This window comes from Mesorhizobium sp. LjRoot246, assembly GCF_964254115.1.
Classification (GTDB): Bacteria; Pseudomonadota; Alphaproteobacteria; order Rhizobiales; family Rhizobiaceae; genus Mesorhizobium.
The window spans coordinates 2577599-2596387 of the sequence record NZ_CAXUSN020000001.1 but is presented as its reverse complement, the minus strand read 5'-3'; the positions used below and the strand labels follow the sequence as shown (position 1 = coordinate 2596387).

At 62.2% G+C, this 18789-nt stretch carries 23 protein-coding genes; 15 read left to right on the top strand and 8 right to left on the bottom strand.

The genetic code is table 11. The features are described from left to right. The first annotated feature begins 98 nt into the window (after positions 1–98). The 3 genes from ACSQ3L_RS12550 to ACSQ3L_RS12540 all read left to right on the top strand — a co-directional run bounded on the left by ACSQ3L_RS12550 (position 99) and on the right by ACSQ3L_RS12540 (position 3268). Entirely contained in the window at positions 99–2291 is a 2193-nt protein-coding gene (locus tag ACSQ3L_RS12550; protein ID WP_436160233.1) for an OmpA family protein, read from the top strand. A gap of 450 nt (positions 2292–2741) precedes the next feature. Further along, positions 2742–2978, top strand: coding sequence for a type II toxin-antitoxin system ParD family antitoxin (locus ACSQ3L_RS12545; protein ID WP_436163418.1), 237 nt, complete (start codon positions 2742–2744; stop codon positions 2976–2978). Continuing rightward, complete coding sequence (locus ACSQ3L_RS12540; protein WP_436160232.1) at positions 2975–3268, top strand: type II toxin-antitoxin system RelE/ParE family toxin; 294 nt, start codon at positions 2975–2977, stop codon at positions 3266–3268. The genes ACSQ3L_RS12545 and ACSQ3L_RS12540 overlap by 4 nt, the downstream gene beginning before the upstream one ends. Here ACSQ3L_RS12540 and ACSQ3L_RS12535 read toward each other — a convergent pair. The 3 genes from ACSQ3L_RS12535 to ACSQ3L_RS12525 all read right to left on the bottom strand — a co-directional run bounded on the left by ACSQ3L_RS12535 (position 3265) and on the right by ACSQ3L_RS12525 (position 5753). Beyond that, on the bottom strand, positions 3265–4131 hold the full coding sequence (locus ACSQ3L_RS12535) for an SDR family oxidoreductase (RefSeq protein WP_436160231.1): 867 nt from the start codon (positions 4129–4131) through the stop codon (positions 3265–3267). The genes ACSQ3L_RS12540 and ACSQ3L_RS12535 overlap by 4 nt on opposite strands. 111 nt (positions 4132–4242) lie before the next feature. Next, entirely contained in the window at positions 4243–4872 is a 630-nt protein-coding gene (locus ACSQ3L_RS12530) for a response regulator transcription factor (protein ID WP_436160230.1), read from the bottom strand. Between the two features lie 8 nt (positions 4873–4880). Continuing rightward, positions 4881–5753, bottom strand: coding sequence for a S1C family serine protease (locus tag ACSQ3L_RS12525; protein WP_436160229.1), 873 nt, complete (start codon positions 5751–5753; stop codon positions 4881–4883). 168 nt (positions 5754–5921) lie between these two features. On the opposite strand from ACSQ3L_RS12525, the gene ACSQ3L_RS12520 reads away from it, so the two are divergent. The 3 genes from ACSQ3L_RS12520 (at position 5922) to ACSQ3L_RS12510 (ending at position 9670) form a co-directional block, all read left to right on the top strand. Next, on the top strand, positions 5922–6872 hold the full coding sequence (locus ACSQ3L_RS12520) for a S1C family serine protease (protein ID WP_436160228.1): 951 nt from the start codon (positions 5922–5924) through the stop codon (positions 6870–6872). Positions 6873–7067: 195 nt separating this feature from the next. Next, positions 7068–8585, top strand: a complete 1518-nt coding sequence (locus ACSQ3L_RS12515) for a DUF1254 domain-containing protein (RefSeq protein WP_436160227.1) — start codon at positions 7068–7070, stop codon at positions 8583–8585. A 59-nt stretch (positions 8586–8644) separates the two neighbouring features. Beyond that, entirely contained in the window at positions 8645–9670 is a 1026-nt protein-coding gene (locus tag ACSQ3L_RS12510) for a DUF1254 domain-containing protein (protein WP_436160226.1), read from the top strand. A gap of 46 nt (positions 9671–9716) precedes the next feature. On the opposite strand, the gene ACSQ3L_RS12505 is transcribed toward ACSQ3L_RS12510, so the two are convergent. Continuing rightward, positions 9717–10163, bottom strand: coding sequence for a VOC family protein (locus ACSQ3L_RS12505; RefSeq protein ID WP_436160225.1), 447 nt, complete (start codon positions 10161–10163; stop codon positions 9717–9719). Between the two features lie 66 nt (positions 10164–10229). Between ACSQ3L_RS12505 and ACSQ3L_RS12500 the strand changes: the two genes are divergently transcribed. After that, complete coding sequence (locus ACSQ3L_RS12500) at positions 10230–10856, top strand: TetR/AcrR family transcriptional regulator (RefSeq protein ID WP_436160224.1); 627 nt, start codon at positions 10230–10232, stop codon at positions 10854–10856. Here ACSQ3L_RS12500 and ACSQ3L_RS12495 read toward each other — a convergent pair. Further along, positions 10789–11745, bottom strand: a complete 957-nt coding sequence (locus ACSQ3L_RS12495; protein WP_436160223.1) for a LysR family transcriptional regulator — start codon at positions 11743–11745, stop codon at positions 10789–10791. The genes ACSQ3L_RS12500 and ACSQ3L_RS12495 overlap by 68 nt on opposite strands. A 109-nt stretch (positions 11746–11854) precedes the next feature. Between ACSQ3L_RS12495 and ACSQ3L_RS12490 the strand changes: the two genes are divergently transcribed. Continuing rightward, on the top strand, positions 11855–12490 hold the full coding sequence (locus ACSQ3L_RS12490) for an FMN-dependent NADH-azoreductase (RefSeq protein WP_436160222.1): 636 nt from the start codon (positions 11855–11857) through the stop codon (positions 12488–12490). Positions 12491–12544: 54 nt separating this feature from the next. Here the strand turns inward: ACSQ3L_RS12490 and ACSQ3L_RS12485 are convergent, their stop codons facing one another. Both ACSQ3L_RS12485 and ACSQ3L_RS12480 read right to left on the bottom strand, forming a co-directional pair. After that, positions 12545–12844, bottom strand: coding sequence for an AzlD family protein (locus tag ACSQ3L_RS12485; protein WP_436160221.1), 300 nt, complete (start codon positions 12842–12844; stop codon positions 12545–12547). Further along, positions 12841–13575, bottom strand: coding sequence for an AzlC family ABC transporter permease (locus ACSQ3L_RS12480; protein ID WP_436160220.1), 735 nt, complete (start codon positions 13573–13575; stop codon positions 12841–12843). The genes ACSQ3L_RS12485 and ACSQ3L_RS12480 overlap by 4 nt, the downstream gene beginning before the upstream one ends. Positions 13576–13747: 172 nt before the next feature. Between ACSQ3L_RS12480 and ACSQ3L_RS12475 the strand changes: the two genes are divergently transcribed. The 7 genes from ACSQ3L_RS12475 to ACSQ3L_RS12445 all read left to right on the top strand — a co-directional run bounded on the left by ACSQ3L_RS12475 (position 13748) and on the right by ACSQ3L_RS12445 (position 18338). Further along, positions 13748–14206: an Lrp/AsnC family transcriptional regulator gene (locus ACSQ3L_RS12475; protein WP_013530158.1), complete on the top strand. Its 459-nt coding sequence runs from the start codon at positions 13748–13750 to the stop codon at positions 14204–14206. 290 nt (positions 14207–14496) lie between these two features. Further along, positions 14497–14835 carry an ArsR/SmtB family transcription factor gene (locus ACSQ3L_RS12470; RefSeq protein ID WP_436160219.1) on the top strand — a complete coding sequence of 113 codons (339 nt, stop codon included), beginning with the start codon at positions 14497–14499 and terminating at the stop codon, positions 14833–14835. Further along, positions 14828–15286, top strand: coding sequence for an SRPBCC domain-containing protein (locus tag ACSQ3L_RS12465; RefSeq protein WP_436160218.1), 459 nt, complete (start codon positions 14828–14830; stop codon positions 15284–15286). Before ACSQ3L_RS12470 ends, ACSQ3L_RS12465 begins: the two co-directional genes overlap by 8 nt. 40 nt (positions 15287–15326) lie before the next feature. Beyond that, the gene (locus ACSQ3L_RS12460; RefSeq protein WP_436160217.1) at positions 15327–15848 is read left to right on the top strand and encodes a YkgB family protein; all 522 of its coding nucleotides are present in this window, start codon (positions 15327–15329) and stop codon (positions 15846–15848) included. Between the two features lie 211 nt (positions 15849–16059). After that, entirely contained in the window at positions 16060–17262 is a 1203-nt protein-coding gene (locus ACSQ3L_RS12455) for an MFS transporter (RefSeq protein WP_436160216.1), read from the top strand. A 134-nt stretch (positions 17263–17396) separates the two neighbouring features. After that, a complete protein-coding gene (locus ACSQ3L_RS12450) occupies positions 17397–18032 on the top strand; it encodes an outer-membrane lipoprotein carrier protein LolA (RefSeq protein ID WP_436160215.1) in 636 nt (211 codons plus the stop codon). Positions 18033–18128: 96 nt separating this feature from the next. After that, positions 18129–18338 carry a hypothetical protein gene (locus ACSQ3L_RS12445; RefSeq protein WP_436160214.1) on the top strand — a complete coding sequence of 70 codons (210 nt, stop codon included), beginning with the start codon at positions 18129–18131 and terminating at the stop codon, positions 18336–18338. A 116-nt stretch (positions 18339–18454) separates the two neighbouring features. On the opposite strand, the gene ACSQ3L_RS12440 is transcribed toward ACSQ3L_RS12445, so the two are convergent. Next, entirely contained in the window at positions 18455–18751 is a 297-nt protein-coding gene (locus ACSQ3L_RS12440) for an HlyU family transcriptional regulator (RefSeq protein ID WP_436160213.1), read from the bottom strand. Between the last annotated feature and the right edge of the window lie 38 nt (positions 18752–18789).

Here is an 18789-nt window from a genome sequence, read left to right as displayed (position 1 = left end):
GGCCAAGCGCCCCGTACGGCCTCTATCCCAGCCAAACTGGAACCAATCGCCGCAAGATCGGTTTCGGCAAGGATGGGACCCCACAAGGAGAATTTTCGATGAAACGCCAACCACGGATTCTGGCAGGCACCGCACTTGGCCTGTTGATGGCATCCGCGCCGTTGGGCGCGTCCCCGCTTCAGGGAAGTGCCACATTCGGCCAGCGCACGCCGGCGCCGTTGATCTTGGCGCAAGCAGCGTGCGCCGAGGGTGAATCGGCCGAGGCTTGCGCACAAAGGCAGCAGGCGAAACCCGAACAGAAGCCCGAGCGCAAAAGGGCCGAGCCGCAACAGCAGGCCGCGCCTGCCCAGAGCGAACAGCCCGCGGAGGAGCAGCAGCCACGCAGGAAGAAGCGTGACCAGCAGCAGCAGACCGAACAGGCGCCGGCAGAACAGGCCGCACCGGCCGAGGAACAGCAGCCGCGCAGGAAGAAGCGTGACCAGAAACAGCAGATCGAGCAGGCGCCGGCCGAACAGGCCGCACCGGCCGAGGAACAGCAGCCGCGCAGGAAGAAGCGCGATCAGCAGCAGACCGAGCAGGCGCCGGCCGAACAGGCCGCACCGGTCGAGGAGCAGCAGCCGCGCAGGAAGAAGCGCGATCAGCAGCAGCAGACCGAGCAGGCGCCGGTCGAACAGGCCGCACCGGCCGAGGAACAGCAGCCGCGCAGGAAGAAGCGCGACCAGCAGCAGCAGACCGAACAGGCGCCGGCCGAACAACCCGCCAAGCAGGCCGCCCCGGCAAACGACAACAACCCGCAGCCCCAGCGCAAGAAGCGCAAGCAGGATCAGCAGATCGAAGCCGCACCCGCCGAACAGGCGCCCGCCAAGAGGGAAGCGCCCGCCGGCGAGCCAGTTCCGCAGGCCGAACCGCTTCAGCCTGAGCAGCAGGCGGCGCCCACCCAGGGCGAACAGCCTCAGGATAAGAGAAAGCGCGGCAAGAAGCCTGCCATCGAACAACCGGTGACGGGAGAGCAGCCGGCTACTGGAGAACAGCCGTCAACGGCCGAACAACCCACCAATGGCCGGCAGCCAGTGACCGGCGAACAGCCGGCCCAAGGTGAAAATGCGGCCCAGGGCGAAGCTCCGGCCGACAAGAATGCAGCTCCCATCCTTGATAGCCAGAAGGATGTCCTGCGCAAGCGCAAGGGCAGAAACGGCCAGCAGGGAGGCGAGAATGCGAATGGAGAGCAGGCCAACCAGCCCGCGCGGCAGAATGGCGAGCAGGCGCAGGCTCCCAAGCCAGCTCCGGTCGACCAGGGACCGCCGCCCACCGACGACAGGTCGGCCCAACAGGCAATCCAGCCTGAAAAGATCGCGCCGGTGACGGAGGAAAAGGGCACGCGCGTAGAGCGTGCACCCGATGAGAACGTCCGCGACCGCCGGCGTCCGAAAGGCGTCGACGTCGTCAGGGAACTCGGCGACCGCGTCATCCTGCAGTTCAACAACCAGACATTCGTCCAGAGCAATGACGCCCCGCGCATGACCCGCGGCGCCAGGAACGTCTACTATGAGGATCTGTCGGGCGACCGCACGCGAGAAATCGTCGAGCGTGACAACGGCGTCCAGATCGTCACCATCCGCAACCGCTATGGCGACGTCATCCAGCGTTCGCGCATCGCGCCGGATGGACACGAATATGTGCTGAGCTATGTCGACGAGCGGCACTACGAGGACGACAGCGACTGGCGCGATCCCGGCGACGACCTGCCGCCGATGCGGCTCACAATCCCGCGCGAGGAGTACATTCTGGACTCCGAGGATGTCGAGGATCCGGACGACTACTACACCTTCCTCGAACAGCCGCCCGTCGAGAAGGTCCAGCGTCTCTATTCCATCGACGAGGTCAAGCGCTCGGCCCGCGTGCGCGACATCGCACGTCGCGTCGATCTCGACACGCTGAACTTCGAATTCGGCTCGGCCTCCATCTCCGATACCGAGGTGCAGAAGCTCGAGGGCGTCGCGACGGCCATGGAGAAGCTGTTGAAGAAGAACCCGGCCGAGACTTTCCTGATCGAAGGTCACACCGATGCTGTCGGTACGCCCGAGGCGAACCTCGCTCTGTCCGATCGCCGTGCCGAAGCGGTGGCGGAGGCTCTGACCAACGCCTTCGGCATTCCGCCGGAAAACCTGACCACGCAGGGCTATGGCGAGGAGTATCTGAAGGTCAACACGTCGGCGCCAAACCGCGAGAACCGGCGCGTCGCCATCCGCCGCATCACCTCGCTGGTGGCGCCGGTTGCCAGCAACAATTAGGTCATGATTTCAAAACCCTGACCTGGTTTTCGGAATCGGAACGAGAAGCATCCATCCCCGGCTCTGCCGGGGGTGGATCGCGTGCCGGGTTCAACAAGAATTGTACGCGTATGCAACCGGACTCATTGAATCGACGGCGCACCTACCCCAGATTCGGGCTGGGCGTTCCCTGCCCCGTCCCGACTCCAGCGGGACGCATTGAGCCCCGTCGGACCCCTCTCCGGCGGGGTTTTGTCTTGCAAAGGTCGCCTTGACCATCGTCGCCATCTCGTCCATCCACCTCCTGCAGGTGTTCTTGACTCGTCCTCCTGCACGACCGACCAGTTGATGTGGCTGGCCATCATCCAACTCGCCTTCGTCGTCTCGGCGCTCATGAGCAAAGGCCAGCCTCGCGCGTGCTTGTTTGCATTGGGGAAAATTGATACCACCTATTGGTATTGGAGATTCATCATGCCCAAGAACACTTCCATCACACTAGGCGATCAATACGATGCCTTTATCCAGCGGCAAATAGCGAACGGCCGTTTCGGGTCGGCAAGCGAGACCGTTCGGGCTGGCCTTCGTCTTTTGGAGGAACAGGAACTCAAGCTCGAGCAACTCCGGTCTGCCATTGATGAGGGAGATATGTCTGGCGATCCAGAGCCGTTCGACTTCGATGCCTTTCTAGGATCAAAGAAGCACGGATGAAGCGAACCATCAGGCTCTCGCCGAAAGCGAAAGCAGATCTTGACCAAATTTGGGACCATTCCTTGAAAGAATGGGGTCTTGAGCGAGCGGAAGCCTATATCTACACCATTCGATCAATCATAAATTTAATAGACCAATTTCCGGCGATGGCTAAAAATGCGGAGAATATTCGCCCCGGCCTGCTGAAATATGCCGTAGGCTCTCATGTGCTATTTATACGAATGACTGATCGATCAATCAATGTTGTACGCATTTTGCATCAACGAATGGACTATCCCAGGCATCTCTAAAACGTATTCCTGATCTTGGTATCAGAATTGGCAAACACCTCGTCTGGCACGAAGAAATCGCCGGCCAGCGGCCCGGTCGCACCGGGTGCATACACCGAAAAATCGCTGATACCCTCGGCGCGCAGCACCTCCTCGTCGATGTAGAAATTACCGGTCGCTTCGCGCGCCGGTCGCATGAAGATGGCGTGTGCGGCATCGGCCATGATGTCGGGCGAACGGCTCATCGCCGCCACCGTCGCGCCGCCGAGCAGATTGCGCACCGCCGCCGTGTCGATGGTCGAGATCGGCCACAGCGAATTGACCGCGATGCCGTCCTTGGCGAACTCGGCGCTCATGCCCAGCGTGCACATCGACATGCCGAACTTGGCCATAGTGTAGGCGACGTGGTTCTTGAACCATTTGGCCTTCATGTCGAGCGGCGGCGCCAGATTCAGGATGTGAGGATTTGCGGCCAACTTCAGGTGTGGAATGCACATTTTGGACACCAGGAACGTGCCGCGCGTGTTGATCTGATGCATCAGATCGTAGCGCTTCATGTCGGTCTCCAGCGTGCCGGTAAGCTGGATGGCGCTGGCATTGTTGACGCAGATGTCGATGCCGCCGAACTTTTCCACGGTTCTAGCGACCGCCTCGGCAACCTGTGACTCTTCACGGATGTCGCACAAGACAGGCAGCGCCTTGCCGCCGGCCTGCTCGATTTCTTCGGCGGCGCTATAGATCGTGCCCGGCAGCTTCGGATGCGGCTCCGCGGTCTTGGCGGCAATCGTCACATTGGCGCCGTCACGCGCGGCGCGCAGCGCGATTGCCAGCCCGATGCCGCGCGACCCGCCGGAGATGAACAGCGTCTTTCCCTTGAGCGACATTTCCTTGCGCCTCCCTTGCAACACAGCAGGCGCGAACCTTTGCGCGGCAGGCGACCACAGTGCAAGACCCGACACGCTGGACACCGAGTTACGCAGCGTAGGGTTTGTGCCTCAAACCAGCACCAGCCCTTGCCGCATCGCAATGGCGATCGCATCGGTGCGGTTGGCGGCGCCGAGCTTGATCAGGATCGCGGCGACATGGAACTTGGCCGTGTGCACGGAAATGTTCAGCCGTCGCGCGATCACCTTGTTTGGCGCGCCCTCGGCCAGCAGCGCCAGCACTTCGGCTTCGCGCGGCGATAGCGTCGGGCGGATCGCATGCTCGTCGGGGGCTTCGTCCTCGAACGACCCGCCATCGCCGGTGTGGAAGTCCTCATGGCGCCCGCTTCTGCCATCGCCCGATACCCGATAGCCGGCGGCGGCCAGCCGCACCGCCGCGGCGATCAGCAGATCGTCCGCGCCCGCGGACAGAACGGCCAGCACCTCGCCCGCAGGCCGTTCGCCATTGGCGCGCCCCGATAACAGCACCCGTGGAATGGAGGCCGGCACGGCGTCACCGCTCCCGTCGTCGACGATGGCGACGTCAGCGGCGCCGGCCACGACCGGCAGCAGGTCATCGCTGGCGGCCAGCGAGGCCGCCAGGCGCTCGGCGCGCCCTGCATCGCCAAGCGCAATCAGCACCACCAGCCGCCGCGAGACGGCACCGTCAGCCATGATCCGGTCGCTGGTAAGCGTGTCCATAACTCCCCTCAGGAAAGCGGCTTTTCGCCGATCGTCAGCGCGACATCGCGCTGTTCGCCGCCGCGCACGACGCCAAGCGTCACCGAAGCGCCGGCGCTGTCGGGTCCGAGCCTGCGGATCAGGTCGCGCGGGCCATGCACGGCCTCACCGTTCCACGCCACGATGATGTCGCCGAGCGACAGGCCTGCGGCCTTGGCGGGACCATCGTCATCGAGGCTCATCACCATCGCGCCCTGTGCGTCGCGATCGCGCACTGGATGCAGGCCGGCACCGAGATAACCGCGCGCGACATGGCCCTTTTCGCGCAAGGTCGCAACCGCCCGCTCGATCGTCTCGTAAGGCATGACCAGCGCCCGGTGGCGCGGCCCGAACAGCAGCATGCCGATCAGCGCGCCCTTGGCATCAAGCACTGGGCCGCCCTCGAAACGGCCGCCGGCACCCACGGCAAGATTGATGCGCCGGTCGATCGTGCCGCCGCGCATCGAGCGCCAGGCCGGACCGACTTCACCGACCGAACCAGAGACTGCCAAAGTGGAACCATCGCTGTAGCCAATGGCGATGGCGATGTTGCCCGGCCGCACCGCATCGGCCTTTGCCAGCACAGGCGCTTTAGTCGCGTCAGCGGGCTTCAGCAGGGCAACGCCGGTCGACGGATCGCGGCCGACAAGCTCGGCCTTCACCGTCTCACCCGAAGCCAAGGTCAGCTCGATCTCCTCGCCGGCCTCGACAGCCTCTTCGGCGGTGACGAAATAGCCGTCGCGCCAATGAAAGGCGCTCGCCGTGCGGTGGTGATGCGTGGCGAAACTCGCCGTTGCCGGCGCCGCCTTGGCCGCGAGATCGGCGACGGCTTCCGAAAACACACTCAGATTGAAATCGCTCATATTGGTCTCCTGGGTTCATCCATGCCCCAGATATCGCTCGACAGCGCGCTTAGAGGTACTCGCCTGACGGCTAGTTGCCGGTTTGACTGGCCATCTGGTCAGGTCGCGGCGGTTCCAGCCGCTCCGCACATATAGTCATCATTCAGCTTGATAACACGGAGCCCCTCCATGGCCCTCGCCGCCGCCAAATTCGAACCAGACGACACATTGCTCGACGCCTATTCGACGACGGTCGCAGACGCTGTCGACCGCATCGGCCCGGCCGTCTGCCGCATCGAGCGCATCGGCGGCCAGGGCGGCCACGGCTCCGGCTTCGTCATCGCGCCGGACGGGCTGGTCGTCACCAACTTCCACGTCGTCGGCGACGCCAGGACGGTGCGTGTGTCGATGCCGGACGGCGCCTCCCGCGAAGGCCGCGTGCTTGGCCGCGACCCCGATACCGACATCGCGCTGGTGCGCGCCGACGGCAGCTTTGCCGATGTCGCGCCGCTGGGCGATTCCAAGCGGCTGCGGCGCGGCCAGATCGCCATTGCCATCGGCAATCCGCTCGGCTTCGAATGGACGGTTACCTCGGGCGTCGTCTCGGCACTCGGCCGCTCGATGCGTGCCTCCACCGGCCGGCTGATCGACGACGTCATCCAGACCGACGCAGCACTCAACCCCGGCAATTCCGGCGGGCCGCTGGTCTCCTCGGCCGGCGAGGTTATCGGCGTCAACACCGCCATGATCCATGGCGCGCAAGGCATCGCCTTCGCGGTTGCCTCCAACACCGCCAATTTCGTCATTTCGGAGATCATCCGCTTCGGCCGCGTGCGCCGCGCGTTCATCGGCGTCTCGGCCGACACCGCCAGTTTGCCGCGCCGCGCCGCCTTGTTGTCGCAGGTCTCGACCAGCACCGCCGTGCGCCTGCGCAGCGTCGAAAAGGACGGTCCGGCGGCTAAGGCCGGCCTCAAGGAGGGCGACATCATCGCCGCCATCGACGGCCGCCCGGTCACCGGCGTCGACGACCTGGTGCGCATGCTTGACGCAGAGCGCATCGGCCACGAAACGCTGTGCACGGTGGTGCGCCGCACCGGCGTCAGTCAGGTGACGGTGATACCGGTGGCGCGGGCGAGCTGATCGGCACTATTCCTAGAAAAACGGCCTGGCGGACCGCCGGGCCGTTCCCCAAAGCAATTCCAGCAAGAGGGCGTAGAGGTCCCCTGGCGAATTGCGTCAGCACACTACCCAATTAACGCTGACATTTTACAGTAACGTACTTCCTCACCAACGAGCCGCGCCATACTCTCCCACTGATAGTTGAGGGAGACGTGGATGCTAGGAATCAATCGGGCGCGAGTGCTGGCAATATTGTCCCTCGTTGCCGCAACCCCTGCTTTGGCGCAGGACCCACCCAGCCCGAAATTCAAGGCTGAAGTGCCGCGGAGCATCCAGACGCCGGACGCGGTGGAAACCCGTATTGGGACCCTGAAATTTTCCGACGGCCTCCCCGACCAGCAGACGGTGCAGAAGGTCTACGACAACATCGACTTTTCGCGGGGCGTCGAGGCCTTCCTGTCCGGAATGCCGGCCGCGTCCCTGTATGCAATCTGCCACGGTTTGGCGGACGTCGGGGCAGCAAAGAACAAGGGCATCGGCATCACAGAGAATCTCCTTGATGCGCGTTCGTTGTTTCTGACGGCGAACACGACGACCGTGTACGTCTTCTTCTGTGTCGATCTCACGGACGGTCCTGTGGTGGCACAGATTCCGCCGGGCGTACTTGGACCCGTCGACGATGCCTATTTCCGCTATGTCACCGACGTCGGCGTCATCGGACCGGACAGGGGCAAGGGTGGAAAATATCTGTTCGTCCCTCCGGGCTATACCGGCAAGCTGCCTTCCAAGGGCTACTTCGTCACGAAATCACCGACCAACACAAATCTCGTTCTCTACCGGGCTTTCGTCACGAACGGCGACATCGCCGCGGCAGTCAAGAACGTAAAGGCTCATGCGCGTGTCTACCCGTTTTCCCTGGAAAAGAAGGCGGCGGAAAATGACTTCATCAACATCTCCGGCAAGCAGATCAACACGATCCATGCCAACGACTTCCATTTCTATGAGGAATTGAACGACGTCGTTCAGACTGAGCCGGGCGATGCGTTCGATCCGGAACTGGTCGGCCTGTTCTCATCCATCGGGATCAAGAAGGGCAAGGCTTTCGCGCCCGATGCCCGCATGAAGGCAATTCTGACCGACGCGGTGGCGGTCGGCAACGCGACCGCGCGGTCGATGGTGTTTGCACCGCGAGACGAGCGCGCGAAGTTCTATCCCGACCGTCAATGGAACAATGGCTTCATCGGCAACAGCTACCAGTTCCTGAATGACGGAGAACGCATGCTCGATGCCCGCACCATGTTCCACTACGCGGCGACGGGCATCACGCCTGCGATGGCCGATGCAAAACCTGGCACCGGCTCGGCCTATGCATTCGCTGCCAGGGACTCGACCGGGACCTATCTCGACGGCGGCAAGACATACAAAATCACCTTGCCGTCTCCCATTCCCGTCGGACAGTTCTGGTCATTCACCGCCTATGACAACCAGACGCGGTCGATGCTGGAAACCGATCAGAAGCTCGCCGGGATCGACAGCAGCCAGCCGGGCATCAGGAAAAACGCGGACGGTTCGGTCACCATTTGGTTCTCTCCAAAGGCTCCGTCGGGACAGGAAGGAAACTGGGTCCAAACGATGCCCGGCAAGGGCTGGAATTCCCTCCTGCGTCTCTATGCGCCGTTGCAGCCGTGGTTCGACAAGAGCTGGAAGCCGGGCGATTTCGAACTCGCGAATTAGACACAAGGTTCGGAAGAACCGAACATTCTCCCATCGCAGAGATGACCAAGGGACCCGCCATGAACACTAGATACCTTGCTCTTGCCGCTATCCTCGGTGTTTCGTCGCTGACCATGCCTTCTGGGCCATCTCTGGCCGCCGAAGCCGTCACAGTGGACAATTTCATCCACGCCGAGAGCGATTTGTATTTCAGCAATATCGTCAAGGATGGCGGCTTTGGAAAGTTCTCGCATCGCCGTGAACCGGCGACAATCAACAATCAGACCGTCATACGACTGAATCGCGATACGCTTTATTCGGCGGCGATCTTCGATCTGGACGCTGGGCCAGTCACAATCACACTGCCGGAGGTGGGAAAGCGCTTCATGTCGCTGCTGGCCATCAACGAAGACCATTATGTTCCGGCCGTGTCCTATGGAGGCGCGAGCACCTTCACCAAAGAGCAGGTGGGCACACGCTATCTGGCCATAGCCATCCGGACATTCGTCGATCCCTCCGATCCGAAGGACGTCGATCAGGTCCACGCTTTGCAGGATGCCATCAAGATCGATCAGCCCGGCGGGCCGGGCAAGTTCGAAACCCCCAAGTGGGATCAAGTCAGTCAAAAGAAGGTCCGCGATGCCCTTCTCATTCTGGCGACGACCATGCCCGATTTCAACAAGGCATTTGGCTCCAAGGCCGAGACCGACCCGGTACGTCATTTGGTTGGCAGCGCGGCTGGTTGGGGAGGCAATCCTGACAAGGATGCCACTTACCTCAACATCACCCCACCGAAGAATGACGGAAAGACGCTCTACAAACTCGGCGTCGAGGACGTACCAGTCGATGGCTTCTGGTCGATCAGCCTCTACGATTCGAAAGGCTACTACGAGAAAAACCGATACGATGCCTATTCGCTCAACAACGTGACGTCGAAAAAAGGCGACGATGGTTCGATCGATATTCAGTTCGGTGGCTGCGATGGCAAAATCCCCAACTGCCTGCCGACAATGAAGGGATGGAACTATACCGTGCGTCTCTATCGCCCGCGCGAAGCCGTTTTGGATGGCACATGGAAGTTCCCCGATCCGCAGCCCGTGAATTGATCTGAATAGACACAACGGAGCTTACGGGAAAAGCGGGTAGCGGCGCTCATAGTCGAGCAGTCGGGTTTGTCCCTGCCGCCGCGCCCTCCCTGTATTGCACCAGGAATTCTTGGCTGGGCGGGATCGGTTTGATGACGTCGATCAACACGCCATTGGGATCTTTGGTGATGAAGTGGCGCTGGCCGAAGGGCTCGTCGCGCAGCGAGCGCAGGATCGGCAGGCCGGCGGCGACGAGCCGCTCATAAACTTCATCGGGATCGCGAACCTCGAAATTGATCAGCAGGCCTGACGTACGGCCCCGCCCCTCTTCCGGGATGGTCTCATGGTCTCCCTGGACGATACCTAGATTGACACGTTTGTTGTCCACCGACTGCAGATGCACGTACCAGTCGCTCGTAAACAGCGGCTGGAAGCCGAAATGCTCGACATAGAAAGCCGCTGCCCCAGCGACGTCGCTGGCCATCAGCACCGGATAATAGCTTGTCGTCTTCATCTTTCCTTCTCCCGTCGATTAACATACAGTCTGCATGTAAATTGAATTAACATACAGGCTGCATGTATGCAACAGGAAGCCGCACGCCGTTCCAACCGCGACCGCACCGAAGCCACGCGCGGCGACCTGATTGCCGCGGCGCGAAAGCTGTTCACGGAAAAATCCTATGCCGAGACCGGCACGCCGGAGATCGTCGCTGCCGCCGGCGTCACGCGCGGCGCGCTCTACCACCATTTTGCCGACAAGCAGGCGCTGTTTGCCGCCGTGGTCGGGCAGGAGGCGGCAGTGGTGGCTGACGAAATCGAGCGCGCCTCGCCGCCCTCGCTCGATACCCGCGACGCGCTGATTGCCGGTTCCGACGCTTATCTCGCGGTCATGCGCGCGCCAGGCCGCACGCGGCTGCTGCTGCTCGACGGTCCCGCCGTGCTCGGCCGCGCCGCCATGGACGCAATCGACAACCGCCATGGCAACCGCTCACTGCGCGAAGGGCTGGTCGCTGCAATGCGGGCGCAGACAATGACGAGACTGCCGGCGGAGGCGCTGACCGCGCTGCTCGGCTCTGCCTTCGACCGTGCCGCTCTGGCCATCGAGGCTGGCGCCTCAGCGCAGGATTATCGCACCGTGCTCATAGCGCTGATCGATGGGCTGTCTCGTGCTCCTCATCAGGCACCTCGCCCGGTTCGAACTCGTTGAAGCAGCCGAGTTGGCGCTTGAACTGATCGATCAGCCAGGCCGCGGCCGGTTTTGGGCTGCGATCGTTGCGGTGCATGGCAAACAGCGGCGAAGTCACCTCCCTGAAAGATTCGAGGTCGATTTCGACCAGCCGGCCACTCGCCAAATCGTCGGCGATCAGCCAACGCGGCAGCCCGCCCCAGCCCAGCCCCTCGCGCATCAGCATATGCTTGGTGCGCACATCCGTCAGCCGCCAGGTGCGGTAGGCAAAGACGCCGAAGTCGCGCCCCTTCGTGCGCTCCGACTGGTCGGTGACGACAAGCTGGGTGTGTTCGCGCGCATCCTCGATCGCCACCGGCTTCGGCAGCAAGGCCAGCGGGTGGCTGGGCGCGGCGGCCAGCACGATCGACATGAAGCCGATGCGCACGAGATTCACGTCGACGTCGCCCAGCAGGCCACCAATGCCAAGGTCGGCCTGCCCGCTGACGACGTGGTCGGGGATCAGGCCGAGCGTGCCGATATGCAGCCGCAGCATCACGGTGGGAAACTGCGCCTCGAATGCCTTCAGCACCCGCACCAGCACCGGCGACGGCAACGCTGCATCGACCGACAGCGCGACTTCCGCCTCGAGCCCCTGATGATGGCCGTCGACGCGCGAGCGGATGCGCTGCAGCATGCCGAGCATGCGCCGCGCATCCTCCAGCATCGCCCGGCCGATCTCGGTCAGTTGCGGCTCGCGCGTGCCCTCGCGCTCGAACAGTTTCAGCCCAAGCTGCGCCTCGAGATTGGCGATGCCATAGCTGATGACGGACTGTGCCCGGTTGAGCTTGCGGCCGGCGGCCGAGAAGCTGCCGGCATCAGCGACCGTTACAAAGATCTGAAGTTGGTCGAGTGTCGGATTGGGCTGCATTGCTATATCCATTTCATGGATGGATTGTATAGAAAATATACCAGTTTATCGAATGGATCGATAGCCCCATATCTGGCGGGACAAATCATCCCAGCTGGAGAGCCCCCAAATGTCTGTTCTTCTTGTCACTTCGAGCCCGCGCGGCGCTGCCTCGCATTCGACCCGCATCGCTACCGAATTCGCTGAAAAGTTCGTCGCCGCCGATCCGTCGAACACGCTTGTTGTGCGCGACCTCGTCGCCAACCCGCTGCCCCATATCGACGCCGACTATGCCAGCGGCATCTACACGCCGGTCGAAGCCCGCACCCCGCGCCAGGCTGAAGTCGTCGGCGTCTCCGATGTCGTGCTCGACGAGCTGTTCGCCGCCGACACCGTGATCCTCGCCACCGGCTTCATCAACTTCAGCATCTCCTCGACGCTGAAATCCTGGGTCGACCACATCTCCCGTTCCGGTAAGAGCTTTGCCTATGGCGAGAACGGCCCCAAGGGCCTCGTTTCCGGCAAGAAGGTCTATATCGTGCTGGCTTCGGGCGGCATCTATTCGGAAGGCGCTGCCGTGCAGTTCGATCATGCCATTCCCTACCTGCGCGGCGTGCTCGGCTTCCTCGGCATGACCGATGTCGATGTCATCCGCATCGAAGGCGTCGGCATGGGTCCTGACGCGGTGGCAGCAGCGCTCGCCAAGGCGACCGCCAAGGTCGATGCCGTGGTGGCCGCCAGCCAGGGTGTCGCGGCTGCCGCGTAAAGCGTCGAAATTCGTCCGTATCGAAAGGCAGGCGTGCGCGCCTGCCTTTTCGTTCTAGCCGATGAGGTGCCTCAGCAGACCAGCGGCGCTGACTCCGATCAGCACGGTCGGCAGCATGGAAAGCCGCGTGGCGGCAACCAGGGTGATCGCCAGCGCCAGCAGGTCGGCCGGGTTCCTCGACACGAAGGCTGGCGCGATGACCGAGATCAGCACGCAGCCGGGCGCTGCCTCCATCACGGCTGTAGCGCGGGCGCTGAGCGTGCGGTTGCGCAGCAGGACATAGCCGCCGATCCGCGTCAGGTAGGTGACGCCGGCCATCAGCACGATGGTGAGAAGGGTCGCTGAATCGATCATGCATCACCTGCCATCAGCCAGGCCGCGACCAGACCCGACACCGCACCCGCGGCGACATACCAGGCACCCGGGAAGAAGAGATAAACCAGCGCTGCCACGACCAGGCTGACCAACCAGGGCCGCGCCGCGGCCATGCCCGTCCACATGCCGCGCATCAGCACCAGGAAGACGGCCGGGAACGCCATGTCGAAGCCATAGGTCTCGACATGGCCCAGCATCGGCCCGAGCACGGCACCCAGAGTGGTGAAGGCCACCCATGTCACATACATCGCAAGCGCCGCGCCCATATAATAGCGCGGACTGAAGGCAGGCATCATGCCGGCGGCGGCGCGCTGCCTGGCATCGGCAAGGCCGAGCGCCCAGCTTTCGTCGCACATGAAGAACAGTGCCGGAAACACCTTGCGCCGCGGCAGGCCGCGCAGGAACGGCGCCAATGCCGCGCCCATCAGCAGATGACGGCTGTTGACCAGGAAGGTGATGGCGACGATGAGCACGATGTGCGGCGGCGACGTCCACAACTGGATGGCGGCGAATTCCGAGCCGCCGGCAAAGTTCAGCCCTGTCATCATGGACAGTTCGACCGTGCTCAAGCCTTTCTGCGTGGCCTGGGCGCCGAGCACCAGCGCATAGGGGATGGTGCCGAACAGCACCGCCGCGCAGGACGTCACGCCACGCCGGAATTCGGACCTCGAACCATCGCCCGCCGTCTCGACTGCCTGTGAAATACTCATGCGTCTCCATCGGCTGGCCTCGCGGCCGCCGCTTCCGGTTGCGTCTGGACTCTCGTGATGTCGGCGGCAAACATACCGGCACCGGGCCACAATTTGGTTGCGAAGATTGTTGTATTCCATCATTTTTTGGCATTGAGTGACACAGATCGCCGAATAGATGGAATTTGCGGCCATGAAGCTGGATGAGATCGACAAGCGGATCCTGCGGGCGCTGCAGCGCGACGGCCGCATGGCCAACAATGATCTGGCCAATGAGGTCGGCCTCTCGCCCTCGCCTTGCCTGCGGCGCGTGAAGCTGCTGGAGGAAGCCGGCGTCATCGACCGGTATGTCGCCGTGCTCAACCCCGCCAGCATCGGCAAGGGCCTAACCTTCTTCACCCGCATCTGGCTGAAGACGCAGGACGAGGACACGATCGAGCATTTCGCCACCGAAGTCGCCAAACTGCCGCAGGTGATGGAATGCTACCTGATGCTCGGCGATTGCGACGCCATGGTGCGCGTGGTGGCGGCCGGCATCGACGACTACCGCCGCTTCCAGTCGGAGCACCTGAGCCGCATCAAGGGCGTGCAGAACGTCAAGACCGACGTTCCCAGCCAGACGATCAAATACACGTCGGAACTGCCGATCTGATCCTCGGCAAATCCGCGAGCGAGACGACACCGGCCATCAATCCGTCTCGGCAATCCTGCTCTGCCAATGCTCGTTGGGACCGACATCTCACGCATGAAATTCACGAAGCTGCGAGGCGCGTCAATTCGAACGGGTCGAGCCGATTCGTGCCGCGGAAGAGCCGAGGCTGCTGGAACGACAACAGCCTTGGTGGCTGAGCCAGAAAACAGCAGGCCATCTCGCCCGCTTGACGGGTCGGACCACACTGTGTATATCACCAGTTAAATAGATAACCGAATGGTGAGATACTAGTGGCCCTCGATGATCTCTCGTTGACCTTTTCTGCGCTGGCGGACCCGACGCGGCGCGCGATCCTTGCGCGGCTGGCTTCGGGCGAGTCGACCGTGGCGGAACTCTCAGAGCCGTTCGACATCAGCGGGCCTGCGGTGTGCAAGCACCTGAAGGTACTGGAGAAAGCAGGCCTGATCGTGCAGGGCCGCAAGGCGCAATGGCGACCACGGCGAATCGAGACGGGGCGGCTGGCGGCGGTAGACGCCTGGCTTGGGTTCTACAGGCCGCTGTGGGAAGCGCGATTTGACCGGATGGAAGATCATCTGAAGCAGTTGCAGGAGGGGAAAGCGGATGCGTGATCCGACTGGCACGACACGGCACGAACTGTCCATCACCCGCATTTTCGATGCTCCGCGCGAACTTGTGTTCGCCGTCTGGGTGCAAACCGACCATATCCCTCACTGGTGGGGGCCGCGCGGCTACGCCACGCTTTCTTGCGAAGTCGATCTGCGTCCGGGCGGCAAATGGCGCGTCGCATCGCGTCATGAGGACGGCTCGGACACAGCGGAAACGGGCGTGATCCGCGAGGTCGACGCACCGTCTCGGCTGGTCCTGACACATGCCTGGGAAGACGCTTCGGGCAAGCCCGGGCCGGCGACAATCGTGACCATCACGTTCGTTGAAGAGGACGGGAAGACGAAGATGATTTTCCATCAGGCCAGCTTCGACACGGTGGAAGTCCGGGATGGCCATGAACTTGGGTGGAACGAGAGCTTCGACATGCTGGCGGAACATTTGGCAGAAATCTGACGCTCTTGGCCAGCCGGCGACAAACACAAGGATATGAGAGATGACAGATCTCAAATCGACGGATTCCGATCGGCCGGTAGCCAGGGCGTTGCGATCGTCGCTGCTCGCGCAGACGGCTAAAGTCGTACGTGCGGGCCGCATCATCGCCTTCGCCGGTGTCGTGCTTCCGCTCTTGTTGATCGGCGGCATGAAGTTTACGGCCGTGGAGATTGAAGCATTGAAGCCGTTGATCAGTTTGACCCCATGGTTGGCCTGGATGTACCGGGCATTCGGCGAGGCGGGCACTTCCTACATGCTTGGCGTCGTCGAAATCGCCACGGCCCTCCTGCTGCTGGCAAGTCCCTGGTCAGCGATTGCGGGGATCATTGGTGGCGCGATGGCGTCGCTCACCTTCCTCGTCACCTCGTCGATCATGCTGGCCTTTCCGATATGGGAGGCAACTCTGGGATTTCCGGCGCTCGGACCGGCAGGCCAGTTCCTGATCAAGGATATCGCGCTTCTGGGCGTCTCGCTGGTGGTGCTGGGGGACAGCCTTGCCCGCATGGACCATGTGAACGAATGAAACCAGCATCCGCGAGAATAGCAGAGGGGGTATTGCACGTGCGCAAGATCATAGCCGCGCTGCAGATATCGCTGCGTCCAAAAAGACCACTGAAAACGGCGCCCTTTCAAACTGGATAAAAAATGCAACCGGATTGTAGGATCGGCCTCGGTGCCAGCGTCCTTCGGATGCAAGCAGCGCGCAGCGCTGCCCTCTGGCATGGGAGATTTGAATGAGCCTTTCCTATCGTTGGGTCATCGTCGCCGCTGGCGCGCTGATGTCCTGTGTCGCCATCGGAACGATGTTTTCGCTGGCGATCTTCCTCGAGCCGATGGCGATCGACACCAACTGGTCGCGCGCCGGCATATCGAGCGCCATGACGCTCAATTTCCTGGTGATGGGCCTCGGCGGCTTTGCCTGGGGCGCCCTGTCGGACCGCTTTGGCGCCCGCATCGTCGTCACGATCGGCGCGGTGTTGCTCGGGCTGGCGCTGGTGCTGGCCAGCCGCGCTGGTTCGCTGCTGAGCTTCCAGATCACCTATGGCGTGCTGGTCGGCCTCGCCGCAAGCGCCTTTTTCGCGCCGATGATCGCGCTGACCACAGGCTGGTTCGACACCAATCGCAGCCTTGCCGTCTCGCTGGTCTCGGCTGGCATGGGCGTGGCGCCGATGACGATCTCGCCCTTCGCCCGCTGGCTGATCTCGGCCTATGACTGGCGCACCGCCATGTTCGACATCGGCATCACCGCCTGGGTGCTGCTGTTGCCGGCCGTGTTGCTGGTCCGCCAGCCGCCGAAGCCAGTCGTGGCCGATACCGGCTCCGCGCCGGTGGCCGAGGGCGCCGGCCTGACGGTCGGCCAGGCGCTGCGCTCGCCGCAATTCATCGTGCTGGGGCTGACCTTCTTTGCCTGCTGCGCGGCGCATTCCGGGCCGATCTTCCATATGGTCAGTTATGCCATGCTGTGCGGCGTCGCCCCCATGGCCGCGGTCTCGATCTACAGCGTCGAAGGCCTGGCAGGCCTCGGCGGTCGGCTTTTCTACGGCGTGCTTGCCGACCGGCTTGGCGTCAAGCCGGTGCTGATCGCGGGCCTGGCGATCCAGGCGATCGTCATTGCCGCCTATCTCTCGATCAGCCGGCTCGAGCAATTCTACATGCTGGCCGTCATCTTCGGCGCCACCTATGGCGGCGTCATGCCGCTCTATGCGGTGCTGGCGCGCGAATATTTCGGCCAGCGCATCCTCGGCACCGTGTTCGGCGCCGCCACCATGCTGTCCAGCCTCGGCATGGCGCTGGGGCCGCTCGCCGGCGGCATGGTCTTCGATGCCTACGCCAACTATTCCTGGCTGTTCATCGGCTCGGCCCTCATCGGCCTCGGCGCCGTCGGCATCGCCATCGCCTTCCCACCACTGCCGCGAAGGGAGTTGCAGCCGGCGTAGCGGGGCAACAGGAGTTGTGCTTCACCAGCCCAGGCCCCTTGAACGGAGGTAACGGATCGATGGATTGAAAAGCTCCTGATCTCAAGACGCGTGATCTCTTCCGATCACGCGTCTGCTCGGGTTAGAACAGTCGAATGGCCTATCGGATCAAAAAGCTGCTGGGTTTCTTGTTTGCCGTCGTCAGCGCTGCCGCGATAGATGTCGCATTTACGGCCGCGATTTCGGCGGCGCCCGTTGACGCGAAGACGATTGCCGATCACTTTTCATCGGTGAAGTCCATGTCCGGGGACTTCGTCCAGTCGGGTCCAAAAGCGGAAAAGACCCGTGGCAGGTTTTTTCTACAACGCCCGGGCAAGATCCGGTTCAACTATGCAGGTCAATCAGGGATCAGCGTCATTGCGGACGGCAAATCTCTGGTGGTTTATAATAGGAAGCTGAAGACATCGCGGCTTTATGCTCTCTCGAAGACGCCGCTTAAGCTGCTGCTCGACGATAAGGTCGACTTCTCCCGCAGTCGCCTCAAAAGCATCAGGGACGATGGCGCTCAAATTATTATCAAGCTGGCCGACAGATCGGCCTTCGGCAATTCGAGCATCTCCATGGTGTTTGACAGAAAATCACTGGATTTGCGCAGATGGAGCCTTATCGACGAGAAGGGACTTACTACAACGGTAGCTATATCAAATGTAAAGCAGGGCGTTCGCGCTCCCGAGGGCACCTTCGTTATCGATTATGCGGCAAACCGTGAATTCAACACCACAACGAAATAGCGGGCGGGGCCGCAGCCATATTCGCTGCGCCGGAACCAATGCGTTCAACGGCGGTTTAGTCAATGAAGGGACCGGAACCGCAAAGGACGCGGCGCAATGATTGAAATTCACAGCATCGAAGCGGCCAAAGCCAGACTGCGCATAAGAAGAGCCGAGCACTCGCTGAAATGCGCGAATGACTTGTTGGATGAGGAAGGTGGCACCGCCCTTAATCTCGCATTGTGCGACCGGATAAGGGCCGCGCAAAGGCATCTGATCGAGGCCAGGGCACGCCTGATGACCATCGATCCCACTAGGACGATTTGATCCATGATGGTCGCAGCTCGACCTCGAACGGAGAGCCTATCGTGGCGCCAGGCCCGCCTGCTTAGGCAGCAATCCATCGGGCGATGAGCGCCTGCTGGCGCAAAACCAGTTCCGGTCTACCCGAAAATCCGATCGCCCTGCTCGTCGACCAGTTGCATGCCCTTCTTGATCGAGATGTCGACGGCGTCGTCGAGCCCGGCGAAACGGTCGGCGCGGATGAATTTGTGTTCCTTCACCACGCCGTCGATCTCCTTGGAGACGATACCGCAGGTCTGGTACTGGCCATCCGCCTTGTAGGGCGTGGCGCTGATCAGGAAGCCCTTGTGCTCGACCTGCTTGGCCGGTGGCGCGTTTTTTGCTTCGGCCGCTTCACTGCCGCCGCTACCGCCGAAAAGACGCTTCAGAAAAGACATCGGGCTTCCTCCAACAGCATTCATCCCGCACCACCATG